Genomic DNA, 12,344 nt, shown 5'->3' with positions numbered 1-12,344 from the left:
GAATCATGTCCTTGTAGCGGATCACGGGGAAATCCCCCTTGCCGGAAGAATCGTCGACAGCGGCCAACATGCGCTTCTCGACCGACCTGTTCCTGGCCGACTCGGCCACTGCCACAATGAGGACGAGCAGTGGTTTCCTCAGATCGCGGTACGGCTCCCCGCTCACCGCCGGTCTCGCGAAGGCAAGCGCGCGCACGGCTCCTTGGATTCCGCTCTTCGCGATGCTGTACACCGCACTATCCTTGCCCTCCAAGTCCCCGTATCTGCTCCCGTAGCCGAGGTCGACCCGTTCGGAACCGGTTCCGGGGCCCTCCGTCTCGATGGCGCCGCCGTCCTTGCGGAGGTAGAAGTACCGGCTGTCGATGTGGAATCCGATGACGTAGGAGTTGGCTTCCCTGATGATCAGCTGAACGCTTTTCTCTCCCCCGAACCCGAGAGAGGTGATGTCGAGCAGCGCGATGCCGTCACCCGTCAGCTCGATATTCGTGACGTTCATGGTTTTCGGGTCACCGGATTCCTGGTCCTCCGTGATGACGAAGTCGTGAGGCTTTCCGTGCAACCCCTGACGCAGATTCGATATGACGGTCGCGAGCCGATCCTTGAAGTCCACCTCTGCCTCGGCTTCGGCAGCGTGGGCGGGGCGGATGAGGACGGCCAGAAGCAGCGACAGGGACAGCAGGAAGGCGCCGGTCCGCAGGAGCGCCCGGGAATGAGGGAGCGTCACAGCCGCGGTCACCTCGCCATCAGGCCGTCGGTCGCGGTGTCCGGCGGCCTGCCGGACGGGGGTGTTCTGTCTGATCGGTGGGCGTTGTGGATCCATGGGTCCGTTTCAGGTGTGGAGTGCCCCGCGATGGCAGGGCTGCCGGTTCGGGGTGGCTGCCCCCGCTCGACAGGTGGCGTCTGATCCCCGCTTGAGGAGTTGGTCGTGCGCCACGGCCCCGGGGCGACCGTGGTTCGAGCCCGCGCTGGCGAGCGCGTCGTCACCGGAGGGCGGTCGTTGGTCGGTCCCCCCGATCGACGCGCCCGAGCATCAATATGTACTGCAATACTAATCTGGACTCAAGTCCACTTTGTATGTGATCCCCGAACTGCGCAGCGCGGTGTTCGCGGCCGTGATGCGCCTGCTGACCGAGCGTGGACCGCAGGCGGTAACCATGGCGGCCGTCGCGGCGGTGGCCGGCGTCCACGAGAGTTCGCTGTACCGGCAGTTCGGCACCCGGGAGAAGCTCCTCTACGAAGCCGCGTCGCGCTACTCCGACGGCGCCCTGCGGCAGCACCCGGTCAGCGACGACGTCCGGGCTGACCTGCGCGCGACCATGGCGTCCCTGGTCGACTACCTGGACACGCCCCAGGGCGCGGCCATCGTGCGCCTGGCCACCGTCACGGTGTCACCGGAGTTCGACCGCGAGAGCACCCTGTACTGGCACCGGCGCCTCGACCACTCGATCGGCATCGTCCGCAACGGCATCGCGACCGGGCAGCTGCGCCCCGACACCGACCCGAGGCTGGTCGTCGACGCCCTGATCGGGCCGGTGCTGGCACGCGTGGCACTGTTCCGCGCGGTGATGGCGAAGCCGGACGCGATGCGCCTCGTCGACCAGGTGCTGCGGGGCCTGCTGGCGTAATCCACCGACGGGCGCGGACGCCGACGCCGGCCCGGCTCTCCGGCTCAACCTCCGGGTGGACGAGGCACCATGACCCCAGGCCAGGTGACCGGCGGGAGCGCCGAACAGCCGGTCGATAATTGGGTGTCGCCGATCAGTCCCGGACTGATAGCGTCCCGGACGTGGCAAAGCTGAACCAGATCATCGCCGTTGAAAAGGGCGTCAAGTCCAAGTCCTTCCAGGAGCTGACGCAGGCCCACCAGGACCTGCAGAAGCCCGCGCTGCTGGCCGGGATCTCCCGCGCCTACCAGCCCAAGGACGAGGAGGGCGAGCAGCTGCCGCCGGAGTCGACCCGGGTGCAGCTGAAGGCCGAGGACATCCTGCGGTCCACCGCGAACACCCTCACCCGGCTCTTCGACGTGACGGCCACCAAGGACTGGGCCAACATCGACGCCCGCGCCGACGTCGTGGTGGACGGCCAGGTGCTCCTCTCCCGGGTGCCGGTGCCGTACCTGCTCTTCCTGGAGAAGCAGCTCACCGACCTGTTCACCTTCGTGAAGAAGCTCCCGGTGCTGGACGCCTCCGAGTCCTGGAACCTCGACCCGTCCACCGACGCCTGGAAGACCGAGCCGGTGCGCACCATCCGGACCAAGAAGGTGCCGCGCAACCACGTCAAGGCCGAGGCCACCGAGAAGCACCCGGCCCAGGTCGAGGTCTACTACGAGGACGTCGCGGTCGGCTACTGGACCACGGTCAAGTTCTCCGGTGCGCTGCCGGCCCGCCGGGTGAACGAGCTCGCCGAGCGGGTGGAGAAGCTCCAGCAGGCCGTCAAGTTCGCCCGCGAGGAAGCCAACGCCGTCGAGGTCACCGACCAGCGGGTGGGTGACGCCGTCTTCGGCTACCTGTTCCGGTAGCCTCATGATCGCCCGCCCGGGGAGCCGGGCGGGTGCGCCGAGCGCGACAAGTCCCCTGCCTGGGAAGCCGGATGGGTGGGCCCGTGCGCGGTGCGAAAAGCTGACACTGACGTTGAAGCTGACCAGGGGTCACAGTGGAGGTTCGAGCCCTCCCCCCGGCACCACCGGCCGGGGTAGCCCAATCAGGCAGAGGCAGGCCCTGTCAATCTCAGACTCTCGCTCCAGTCTCAGCATTCGCCGCCGAACACCGGATCGACCGGGTGCGGACGAATATCGACGAATGCAGGTTCAAGTCCTGTCTGTGCCGCTCCGTGGCACGGTAGTTCAAAGGTAGAACGCGTCGATTTCAACCTGATCCGCGACCCTTAAACGTGCCGGTGTGCGCAATTGGGCGGCAAACAGGGGCCCGGGAGCAGGCTACGCTCCCGGGTCCTCTCGCGTTCCCGCGCGTTCCCGGCACGTCCTGTCCTCACCGCGCGGGGAACAGCTCCAGGATGCGGCGGGCGGACGCCGGGGCCGACGACCCTGCTGCTCAGCGCCTCGTCTCGTACCTGGTCAGGACCACGCCGCCGGGAAACGTCCGTGTCTCCACCAGGTTCAGGTTCACCCAGCTGTCCAGCGCGGTGAAGAACGGCGTGCCGCCGCCCACCAGGACGGGATAGGTGACGATCACGTACTCGTCGATCAGCCCGGCGCGCATGGCCGCCCCGGCGAGCGTCGCACCGCCGATGTCCATCGGGCCGCCGTCCTCGGCCTTGAGCCGGGCGATCTCGGCGATCGCGTCGCCGGTGACCAGGCGGGTGTTCCAGTCCACCTCGCTGATCGTCGAGGAGAACACCACCTTCGGCGTGTCCCGCCAGTTCCGGGCGAACTCGACCTCCGCCGGGGTGGCGTCGGGCTGCTGGTCGCCCGTCGGCCAGTAGGAGCTCATCGTCTCCCACAGCTTGCGCCCGTACAGCGACAGGCCACTTGCCCGCCCCTGGTCGAGCCACCACTGGAACAGCTCGGGGCTCGGCGGTCCGCTCCAGGCGATGTCGTCGCCGGCCGCGGCGATGTAGCCGTCCAGGGTCAGGTTCATGCCGTAGACCAGTTTCCGCATGGCCCAGCCTTCCGTCCGTGGGTGTCCGGCGTACGGACCGGCGCGGCTCGGGACACTCATCGGTGCGCGATCCGGGCTCGCCGGCAGTCCTCGTGCTTCGAGCTCAGCCTGGTGTACTCGGCCGACACTGGCAAACCGCCTGATCCGACCTCACCCTCACGGGGGAATGCCACCGGTTCTGAGACCGGCCATGAGGGACAAGGCCGTCGGAGGCTGCCCTGCCCTGTGCCGTGGATGCTCGAAAAGTCCCCGTTCGACCTGGGCTCGCCCAGAGCCGGTCCACTTGAACGCCGGATTCGAACAGCTCCATCATCGGTTGCCTGCGACGTCCCCGGCACATACCCGAACTCGACTTCCGGGTATGCGTCTTGACGAGAGCGGTGCCGCAGCAGCAGTCCCCCGCGCCCGCCCGCGAGTCCGAGGAGTCCGCCAGGTGATCGACTTCCAGGTGCTGACCGAGCTGGCCTTCCGCGAGGGCGTCGAGCGGATCGGCGTCGGTGTGGTGGTCCGCGACGCCTCCGGCCGGATCCTGATGATCCGCCGGGCCGCGCACGACGTCCTGCCCGGCCTGTGGGAGTACCCGGGCGGCGGGCGGGAGGACGGCGAACCCGTGCCGACCGGGGCGGCGCGGGAACTGGCCGAGGAGACCGGGCTCACCGGCCTGCCGCTGGAGTACGCGCGGCACCTGGACTTCAGCAGCCAACAGGGCCTGCGCGTACGCCAGTTCGTCTTCACCGCCGTCGTGCCGGACGGCACCCCGGTCGTCCTCTCGCCCGACCATGACGGCCACCAGTGGGCCGACGCGGAGCGGCTGCCGCCGACCGGCGAAGGGCAGCGCGCGGTGATCGAGTGGCTCACCGGCCGTCTGGCCGTACCCGGTTGGCGGCCGGCCGGCGGCTACCTCACCACCGTCGCCCGGCCCAGCGCCTACGGCTGCTTCCTGGTCACCGACCCGCGGGGCCGCGTCCTCGGGATGCGCTCCGCCGTCGACCCCGGCGTGTGGAACTTCCCCGGCGGCAACGTCGAGCACGGCGAGACCCCCTTCACCACCGCCCTGCGCGAGGCCCGGGAGGAGTTGGGCCTCGACCTCGCCGCGGAGAACCCCGAAGCCGTCGCCCGCAGGCGCCTGGTCGCCGTCATCCACGAACAGGCCGGCGCCGACCAGCCCGTCCCCGCCTGCGGCTTCGTCTTCGACGGCGGCGTCCTGACCCGCGAGCAGCAGGCCCGGATCCGCCTTGATCCGGCCGAGCACACCGAGTGGCGGTTCGAGACGGCCCACGACTGGCACGCCCGGCTGACCCCCGCCCGGTACCAGCGGCTCCGGCAGGTGCTGCGCGCCCACCGCTCCGGTGTCCCGCTCTACCTGGAGCGCCCCACGCCGACCGACGACGACTTCGAGGGCGTCCTGGTCTTCGTCACCGACCGTGCCGGTCGACTGCTGATGAACCTGCGCGAAGACAGGCCGGGCATGGCCTGGCCCGGCTACTGGACGCCGATCGGCGGCTGGCGGGAGGCCGACGAGAGCGCCCGGGAGAGTGCGGTGCGCGAGGTCCGCGAGGAGGCCGGCCTCGAGATCACCGGCCTGCGGCCCCTCCCCGACCCGCACCACGACCACGGCCTCCCGCTCACCCGCGTCCTGCACGCCGTCTGGGAGGGCCCCGACAGCGACCTGCGGCTCGGCGACGAGGGCCTGGCCGTCCGCATGGTCCCCCTCGACGAGGTGCTCGGCCTCAAGGTCCCGCCCTACCTGCACCACTACCTGCCCCTGCTCGCCGCCGCAGCCGACCAGTCCACCGGGAGCACCGCATGAACCGCACCGACCCCACCGACCACACCGGCCACCTCGCGGACACGGCCGCCGGGGCACCGGGTACCGACCCGCTCGCGCTGGTCGTCGGGGTCCACCTCGTCCTGTTCGACGGCGGCACGGTGCTGCTCGGACGGCGCCGCAACACCAGCTACGCCAACGGGCTGTGGCACCTCCCGGCCGGGCACATGGAGCGGGGCGAGCCGGTCACCCGCGCCATGACGCGCGAGGCCGAAGAGGAACTCGGCATCACCATCGCCGAGGAGGACCTCGAACTCGTCCACACCCTGCACCACCTCGACACCGACCACAGCCGCCTCCAGCTGTTCTTCCGCCCGGCCCGCCACACCGGTCAGGTGCGCAACGCGGAGCCGCACAAGTGCGCGGAACTGCGCTGGTGGCCGCTCGACGGACTGCCGGCCGACACCGTGCCCTACACCGCACACGCCCTCCGCGAGATCACCCACGGCAACCGGCTCTCCGCCCACGGCTGGCCGGTGTGACGCCGGCACCACCGAACCCCCTCGCACCGACCAGCCGCGGAGGTCCGTCTCGCTCGACCTCCCGTGCGTCAGTCCGGCAGCCAGTGCAGTTCGCGTGCCAGGGCCTTGGCGACGGCGCGGATGCGGCGGTGCAGGGGCGACTGCTCGCGCGGGAGGACCAGGTGGAGCGTCAGGCCGGGCGCACCCCTCAGCGGTCGCCAGGTGAGACCGGCCGGTTGCACCGTGGCCGCGGCCTCTCCGGCCGGGGCGAGGGTGACCCCGTCCCGCAGGTCCCGCTGGGACAGGTCGAAAGCGACAGCGGGCGTGTGGAACCGGGGGTGCGGTCGGGTGTCCCGGAACAGCGCGGACAGCTGATCGTGGACCACGGGGTTGGCCGCACGGTCCGGGAGCCGCAGCGGGTACGCGGCCGCGTCGGCGATCTCGATCTCCGCGCGTTCGGCCAGCGGATGGTGCTGCGCCAGCTGGACCCCGATCCGCGAACGCCGCAGCAGGAACCGGCGCACGCCATCGCCCGGTTGTTCACCGCGGGTGATCCCGGCATCGATGCGGCCGTCGGCGACCGCCGGGGAGATCTCCGGTGTCGCCATCGGGACCGCGCCGACCTCGAGTCCGCTGTTGTCGCGAATCAGCCGGTCCACCAGGGCCGGTGCCGTCTCGGCCCCGGCGCTGAGGCTGTATCCGATGCGCAGCGTGCCCAGTGCTCCGGCCGCCGCGCTCCGGGCGGTGTCCCACGCCCGGTCCAGCGCCGCCAGCGCGGGCGGCGCGGACTCCGCCAAAGCCGCACCGGCCGTGGTCAGTTCGACGCAGCGCGTGTTGCGGACCAGCAGGGCCGTCCCGAGTTCCGCCTCCAACCGGCGCATCCGGGCGCTGAGTGCGGGCTGTGCGATACCGATCCGTGCGGCCGCGCGGGTGAAGTTCAACTCCTGTGCCAGCACCAGGAAGTACCGCAGGCTCACCGTGTCCGGCGCCACGCGCCCTCCCCGCCGATTGATAACGATCCGTTCTGAGCCTAGTCCGTACCGGTCTTTCCCTCGACCGCCCGTCAAGCCCTAGCCTGCGCATACCGGGATCGATCGATCCGATTGTCGGTCCGACGTCGGACGTGCCCGGCCGAACACAGGAGGTTTCCATGGCCAAGGGCTACTGGGTCAGCGCCTACCCCGCCGTTTCCGACCCCGCGACGCTGGCCGCCTACGCGGAGCTGGCCGGTCCGGCTGTCCGGGCCGGGGGCGGGCGTCTCCTGTCCCTTGACGGTCGGGTCGTCGCCCACGAGGCCGGAATCACGCAACGCGTCGTTCTGATCGAGTTCGACAGCTTCGAACTGGCCGTCGCGGCCTACGAGAGCGAGGCGTACCAGGAGGCGCTGGTGGCCCTCTCCGGCAGCGTCGAGCGCGACTTCCGCATCATCGAAGGCATCGACTGACCGGCGGGCCCGGCCGTCGCCGAGCATCGGGGGCTCTCGCAGTACCTGGATCACCAGGGTCTCCCGGACGTCCGAAACGCCTGCCAACCTGGTTGAGTCGAACGCGCCGACAACACTCCATGGACACGCACCGCGGCTCTACCTCCATCAGGTCGATTCAGCTGCCCCGTATCCGCGACCATGTCGGCTCGTTCGTCCACGACAGAAGGGGGACGGAGACCAATGGCGGACAACCAGTTCACCACCCACACAGGGCTTTTCGATCTGAGTGGGAAGTACGCCCTCGTCACTGGCGGCACCAGTGGCATCGGGATGATGATGGCGCGCGGCCTTCTCCAGGCGGGCGCCCGCGTCGTCATCAGCTCACGCGACGCGGACAGGTGCGCGGAGGCACAGCGTCTACTGTCCGAATTCGGCGACGTTCAGGCAATCCCCGCCGACCTGTCCAGGCACGACGAGTGTCAGCGCCTCGCCGATCTCGTCAAGGGCGACTCGGAACGCCTGGACATCCTCGTCAACAACGCGGGAGCGATGTGGCGCGAGCCGCTGGCGACGTTCCCGGACGAGGCCTGGGACGCGGTGATCGACCTCAACCTCAAGTCGCCGTTCTGGCTGGTGCAGGCGCTGCTCCCCGCACTTCGCAGGGCGGGCACCGCCGATGATCCCGCGCGGATCATCAACATCGGCAGTATCGCCGCCATCCACGTCGCCGAGTCGCCCAACTACTCGTACGCCAGCAGCAAGGCGGCACTCCATCAACTCACCAGAGTGCTTGCCAGGGAGCTGGGCCCCCAGCACGTCACGGTGAACGCGGTAGCACCGGGAGTGTTCCCGTCGCGGATGACGGCGTCCGCACTCGATGCCATCGGCGACACGATCGCGGCGGCGGCCCCTCTGCGCCGAATCGGCCGCGACGACGACATGGCGGGTATCGCCGTGTTCCTCGCCGGCCGGGCCGGCTCCTACCTCACGGGCGCCGTGATCCCGGTGGACGGCGGCATCGCGACGACCGCATCGGGTACCCCCTAGACTGCGGAACGGACTTACGGTGAGGAGATGGCCACGATGGATCCACGCACCGAGATCCGGGAGTTCCTCAGCTCGCGTCGCGCCCGCATCGCACCCGCGCAGGCGGGCCTGCCCGCTTACGGCGGCAACCGTCGGGTCAAAGGTCTGCGCCGCGAAGAGGTGGCGCTACTGGCGGGGGTGTCGGTCGACTACTACGTGCGCATGGAGCGCGGCAGCCTCGCCGGTGCCTCCGATGGCGTGCTGGACGCGCTGGCCTCCGCCCTGCGACTCGACGAGGCCGAGCGCCACCACCTGTTCCACCTCGCACGCCAGTCCAGGGTGCCCGGCGGCCCACCCCGGCGTAGGCCCGCCGTGATGGTGCGCTCGACGCTGCAGCAGGTGCTCGACGCGGTCTCCGACGCACCGGCCTGGGTCAGTACCGGCCGTTATGACGTGCTCGCCACGAACAACCTCGCTCGCGCGCTGTTCTCACCGGTGCTGGCCGACCCGCGACGGCCCGCGAACACGGCGAGGTTCGTCTATCTGAACCCCGAGGCGGCCAGGGACTTCTTCGTCGACTACGACCAGATCGTCGGTGACGTGGCCGCGAAGCTACGCATGGAAGCCGGCCGCGATCCGCACGACGAGGAGCTGATCGCCCTGGTCGGCGAACTGTCGACGCGCAGTGAGCTGTTTCGGCAGCGGTGGGCATCCCAGGACGTGCGACTGCACCGGTCCGGCCGCAAGCGTGTTCGCCATCCGATCGTGGGCCGGCTCGACCTGGACGTCGAGTCCCTGGAACTGCCCGCCGAACCCGGCCTGCTCCTCAACGTCTACACGGCACCCGCGGGCACACCGACCGCTGACAATCTGGCGCTCCTCGCCTCGTGGGCGGCCACCCACCAGGCGCCGGCGACCGAGCTCGAAGCGGATGACGGACAGTCCAACCGTTGAAGGTGGCGCCGTGGCGGCGCGATGATGCTTGACGCCGTGTCGGTGGCTCGGACAGGGCCGGCACTGGCATGGATGTTCCTCGAGCCCCGACCACCGTCCGCTCACCCACCCCGGAGGCAGCACCGTGGAGAGCCTTCTCCAGGCCGTGGCCGTGATCGCCCACGACCGCGACCGGAACCTGGTCGCGACCCTGCACTACGCCGCGAACAGCTGGATCACGGCGTCGGCGTGGACGATCCCCGGCGGCAAGGTCGAGGTCGGTGAGCGCCTCGACGAGGCCGCCGCGCGCGAGCTGCGGGAGGAGACCGGGCTGCTCGTCGAGCCGGCGGACCTGCGGCTCGTACACACCGTCCAGGTGCGCACGGGCTGGGACGGCGAGCACCCGTTCCTGCTGTCGGTGTTCCTCGCCACCGCGTGGCGCGGCGAGCTGACGAACACCGAGCCGGACAAGCACCTCGACGCGGTCTGGTCCCCGGCCGACGGGCTACCGCTGCCGATGTTCCCGACCGCCCACGCCGCCCTCACCCACCACCTCTCCGGCGGGAGGGGCTTCTCCACCTACGGCTGGGACGACGAAGGCTTCGACCCACGGGCCCTGATCGGCGCGTGACAGCGGCGGGCCGCCGCCGACCGGGCCGCCCGCTTCGGCCCCGGTGTCCTAGCTCAGACACCAGCCGCGAAGTAGGTCGTGGGTAGCGGGACGAGAGCCGCTGGCCGAGCCCACCGGCCTGGCGGCCCTCAAGGAGGAGGTCGCACGCCGCTGGGGCGTCCTGGACGTGCTGGACGTGCTGAAGAGCGCCGACTTCCTGACCGGTTTCACCGAGGAGTTTTCCTCGGTAGCCGCGTACGAGCGCATCGAGCGTGACGTCCTCCAGCGCCGCCTCCTGCTGGCCCTCTTCGCGCTGGGCACGAACATGGGCATCCGGGCGATCGTGGCGACCGGCGAGCATGGCGAGAGCGAGGCCGCGCTGCGGCACTTCATCACCGTCGACAACCTGCGGGCCGCCGTCATCAGGCTGGTGAACTCCACCTTCGCCGCCCGCGACACCGCATGGTGGGGGCAAGGCACCGCGTGCGCGTCGGACTCGAAGAAGTTCGGGTCCTGGTCCTCGAACTTCATGACCGAGTACCACACCCGCTACGGCGGCGACGGCGTGATGATCTACTGGCACGTCGAGCGGAAAAACGCCTGCCGGCCGGCACCGCCGACTAATCGGTCGCCCAGACACACTTGTCGGGTTGACCGATCCGACGGGTGCGGACGCCGCACGCAGCCGTGTCGAGCAGAGTCGGACCGGGCGGCGAGAGGTCACACAGCTCGTCGCCCCGTTTCAGGGGGGCGGCAGGAGGAGCCAGGCCTCAGTCGGGCAGTCCCCAGAAGGAGCCGTGCAGACCGACCTCGGCGAAGTAGGCGCCGGCGGCGGCGGGGTCGCGGCGGGTGTAGCCCGGGTCCAGGCGTCCGGTGTACCAGTCACCGGCGAAGTGCCACAGGGTGCCCAGATCCATGACATAGCCGCGTTCCTGGCCCGTTTTCCGCAGCCAGGTGTCGACGCAGTCGGTGGAGCAGAACAGGCGCTGGTTGCCGCAGGTGTGCACGACGTCGTCCCAGACCCGGTGCATGGGGGTGAGGAAATGGGCGACCTGGTCGCCCTTCGGGGGTGCCTCCCGGCCGACCACCCAGGCGTGCGGGGTGTCGCAGGCCGGGCAGCGCGTGGCGACCAGGACGTCGGGCTCGTCCTTGAGCAGGTGGGGCATGGCGAACGAGTCCCAGGCGCAGCCGCCCCACCACAGGGTGTGTGTCCCCATGACGGAGAAGCCGAGCGGCACGGACGCGAAGGGGTGGGCCATCACGACCTGGTCGTCGTCCTGCGGGTCCAGGACCACGTCGTGGTTTGCGTGAAGGGCGCGCAGTTCCTGGCGCACCTGATCGGGGGCGAGTCCGGTGAGTGCGGCGAGTTCCGGCACGCTCGGAGCGTGTCCGGTGCGGGCGAATCCGTGGTAGACGGCCAGGCGGACCCGCTCCGTGGCGTGAAGGCTCGTCGGTGCTGCTGAGGCGTTCCCGGTCATTCCCCTGGTTCCTTCGCTGGTCGAGGTGCTGGTGTCCAGCGTGCGCCGTGGAAGCGCGCGGGGGCTTGAACGCTCGTGCGGCACACTCGGGACATGACTTCTGCCGGGGAGCGCGCCGCCTACTGGCGGGTTCCCGGGCTTGCGCTGGAGGCCATGGACGCCCGCTTCGAGCGGTACGCGTATCCGATGCACGCCCACGACACGTACTCGTTCGGCGTCACCGACGACGGCGCGCAGTCGTTCGTGTGCAGGGGAGGGCGGCACGTCAGCGCGGCCGGGCTGGTCATGGCGTTCAATCCGGACGATCCCCACGACGGGCGGTCGGCGGTCCAGCACGGCTACCGCTACCGGATGCTGCACCTCGGCGAAGGTCTTGTCCGGGAGGTCCTCGCCGACGCGGCGCCCGGCGACGCCGGGCTGCCACTCTTCGACACTCCGGTGGTGGACGACCCGGTCCTCGCCCGAGCGGTGGCCCGCCTCCATACTGCCGTCGCCGAGAACGCCTCCCGGCTGATCGTCGAGGAACGCCTCGCCGCCTCCGTGCTGGCTCTGACCCGCCGTGCCGCGACGCGGTCCGCGCCGGTTCCGGACCAGCGGGGCCGGGTGGACCTGGCCGCGATGGCACGGGCCCGCGATCTGCTGCGGCAGCGCTTCGCCGAGAACGTCGGCGCCGACGAGCTGGCCCGGGCGGCCGGGTGCAGCCGTTTCGCGCTCTACCGGGGCTTCCGCACGGCGTACGGCTTCGCACCCAGCGACTACCAGCGCGATCTGCGATTGCGCCGAGCCCGTGCGCTCCTGGCCGAGGGCACGGCGCCGGCGACGGTGGCCGCCGAGGCCGGCTTCGCGGACCAGGCCCACCTCACCCGATGGTTCACCCGCACCTACGGCGTCACCCCAGCCGCCTACCGCACGGCGCTCCACAGAGGAGGCCAGCGGCCGTGGCCAGGGCGTGTTTCATAGGTGGT

At 70.3% G+C, this 12,344-nt stretch carries 13 protein-coding genes and 2 pseudogenes; 11 read left to right on the top strand and 4 right to left on the bottom strand.

All coding sequences use genetic code 11. The features are described 5' to 3' along the window. Positions 1 to 31: 31 nt before the first annotated feature. Positions 32 to 376 (bottom strand): annotated as a pseudogene (locus ACFVXH_RS19715) (ribosome-inactivating family protein); the annotation flags it as partial. On the opposite strand from ACFVXH_RS19715, the gene ACFVXH_RS19710 reads away from it, so the two are divergent. The 3 genes from ACFVXH_RS19710 (at position 365) to ACFVXH_RS19700 (ending at position 2,518) form a co-directional block, all read left to right on the top strand. Next, positions 365 to 904 (top strand): hypothetical protein, encoded by a 540-nt coding sequence (locus tag ACFVXH_RS19710; protein WP_387825662.1) that lies wholly within the window; start codon positions 365 to 367, stop codon positions 902 to 904. The pseudogene ACFVXH_RS19715 and the gene ACFVXH_RS19710 overlap by 12 nt on opposite strands. A gap of 172 nt (positions 905 to 1,076) precedes the next feature. Further along, entirely contained in the window at positions 1,077 to 1,625 is a 549-nt protein-coding gene (locus ACFVXH_RS19705) for a TetR-like C-terminal domain-containing protein (protein ID WP_387825447.1), read from the top strand. A gap of 161 nt (positions 1,626 to 1,786) precedes the next feature. Beyond that, entirely contained in the window at positions 1,787 to 2,518 is a 732-nt protein-coding gene (locus ACFVXH_RS19700; protein WP_049649138.1) for a hypothetical protein, read from the top strand. A 532-nt stretch (positions 2,519 to 3,050) separates the two neighbouring features. Here ACFVXH_RS19700 and ACFVXH_RS19695 read toward each other — a convergent pair. Then, a complete protein-coding gene (locus ACFVXH_RS19695) occupies positions 3,051 to 3,617 on the bottom strand; it encodes a dihydrofolate reductase family protein (RefSeq protein WP_117485808.1) in 567 nt (188 codons plus the stop codon). Between the two features lie 433 nt (positions 3,618 to 4,050). On the opposite strand from ACFVXH_RS19695, the gene ACFVXH_RS19690 reads away from it, so the two are divergent. Together ACFVXH_RS19690 and ACFVXH_RS19685 are read left to right on the top strand one after the other, a co-directional pair. Beyond that, on the top strand, positions 4,051 to 5,427 hold the full coding sequence (locus ACFVXH_RS19690; protein WP_387825443.1) for an NUDIX domain-containing protein: 1,377 nt from the start codon (positions 4,051 to 4,053) through the stop codon (positions 5,425 to 5,427). Next, a complete protein-coding gene (locus ACFVXH_RS19685; protein WP_082345143.1) occupies positions 5,424 to 5,927 on the top strand; it encodes an NUDIX domain-containing protein in 504 nt (167 codons plus the stop codon). The genes ACFVXH_RS19690 and ACFVXH_RS19685 overlap by 4 nt, the downstream gene beginning before the upstream one ends. Positions 5,928 to 5,995: 68 nt before the next feature. On the opposite strand, the gene ACFVXH_RS19680 is transcribed toward ACFVXH_RS19685, so the two are convergent. Next, positions 5,996 to 6,898, bottom strand: a complete 903-nt coding sequence (locus tag ACFVXH_RS19680; protein WP_387825440.1) for a LysR family transcriptional regulator — start codon at positions 6,896 to 6,898, stop codon at positions 5,996 to 5,998. A 158-nt stretch (positions 6,899 to 7,056) separates the two neighbouring features. On the opposite strand from ACFVXH_RS19680, the gene ACFVXH_RS19675 reads away from it, so the two are divergent. From ACFVXH_RS19675 to ACFVXH_RS19655, 5 genes and pseudogenes are all read left to right on the top strand, one after another. Then, positions 7,057 to 7,350 carry a DUF1330 domain-containing protein gene (locus ACFVXH_RS19675; RefSeq protein ID WP_387825437.1) on the top strand — a complete coding sequence of 98 codons (294 nt, stop codon included), beginning with the start codon at positions 7,057 to 7,059 and terminating at the stop codon, positions 7,348 to 7,350. 222 nt (positions 7,351 to 7,572) lie between these two features. Continuing rightward, the gene (locus ACFVXH_RS19670) at positions 7,573 to 8,379 is read left to right on the top strand and encodes an SDR family oxidoreductase (RefSeq protein ID WP_387825434.1); all 807 of its coding nucleotides are present in this window, start codon (positions 7,573 to 7,575) and stop codon (positions 8,377 to 8,379) included. A 36-nt stretch (positions 8,380 to 8,415) separates the two neighbouring features. Further along, on the top strand, positions 8,416 to 9,312 hold the full coding sequence (locus ACFVXH_RS19665) for a helix-turn-helix transcriptional regulator (RefSeq protein WP_387825654.1): 897 nt from the start codon (positions 8,416 to 8,418) through the stop codon (positions 9,310 to 9,312). Between the two features lie 124 nt (positions 9,313 to 9,436). Continuing rightward, positions 9,437 to 9,922, top strand: coding sequence for an NUDIX domain-containing protein (locus ACFVXH_RS19660; protein ID WP_074003274.1), 486 nt, complete (start codon positions 9,437 to 9,439; stop codon positions 9,920 to 9,922). A 166-nt stretch (positions 9,923 to 10,088) separates the two neighbouring features. Next, a pseudogene (locus ACFVXH_RS19655) lies at positions 10,089 to 10,493 on the top strand (Tn3 family transposase); the annotation flags it as partial. A 178-nt stretch (positions 10,494 to 10,671) separates the two neighbouring features. On the opposite strand, the gene merB reads toward ACFVXH_RS19655, so the two are convergent. Continuing rightward, entirely contained in the window at positions 10,672 to 11,379 is a 708-nt protein-coding gene (gene merB / locus ACFVXH_RS19650) for an organomercurial lyase (protein WP_387825431.1), read from the bottom strand. A gap of 93 nt (positions 11,380 to 11,472) precedes the next feature. Between merB and ACFVXH_RS19645 the strand changes: the two genes are divergently transcribed. Continuing rightward, on the top strand, positions 11,473 to 12,339 hold the full coding sequence (locus ACFVXH_RS19645) for an AraC family transcriptional regulator (RefSeq protein ID WP_387825428.1): 867 nt from the start codon (positions 11,473 to 11,475) through the stop codon (positions 12,337 to 12,339). Positions 12,340 to 12,344: the final 5 nt, after the last annotated feature.

It is taken from the genome of Kitasatospora sp. NPDC058184, from assembly GCF_042883725.1.
In the GTDB taxonomy this organism is placed as follows: domain Bacteria; phylum Actinomycetota; class Actinomycetes; order Streptomycetales; family Streptomycetaceae; genus Kitasatospora.
This window is presented reverse-complemented; position numbering and strand designations above follow the sequence as displayed.

Coding starts and splice junctions, on each gene's coding strand:
- ACFVXH_RS19695 (WP_117485808.1), bottom strand. CDS start 3,617: ATGCGGAAACTGGTCTACGGCATGAACCTGACCCTGGACGGCTACATC.
- ACFVXH_RS19685 (WP_082345143.1), top strand. CDS start 5,424: ATGAACCGCACCGACCCCACCGACCACACCGGCCACCTCGCGGACACG.
- ACFVXH_RS19675 (WP_387825437.1), top strand. CDS start 7,057: ATGGCCAAGGGCTACTGGGTCAGCGCCTACCCCGCCGTTTCCGACCCC.
- ACFVXH_RS19670 (WP_387825434.1), top strand. CDS start 7,573: ATGGCGGACAACCAGTTCACCACCCACACAGGGCTTTTCGATCTGAGT.
- ACFVXH_RS19665 (WP_387825654.1), top strand. CDS start 8,416: ATGGATCCACGCACCGAGATCCGGGAGTTCCTCAGCTCGCGTCGCGCC.
- merB (WP_387825431.1), bottom strand. CDS start 11,379: ATGACCGGGAACGCCTCAGCAGCACCGACGAGCCTTCACGCCACGGAG.
- ACFVXH_RS19645 (WP_387825428.1), top strand. CDS start 11,473: ATGACTTCTGCCGGGGAGCGCGCCGCCTACTGGCGGGTTCCCGGGCTT.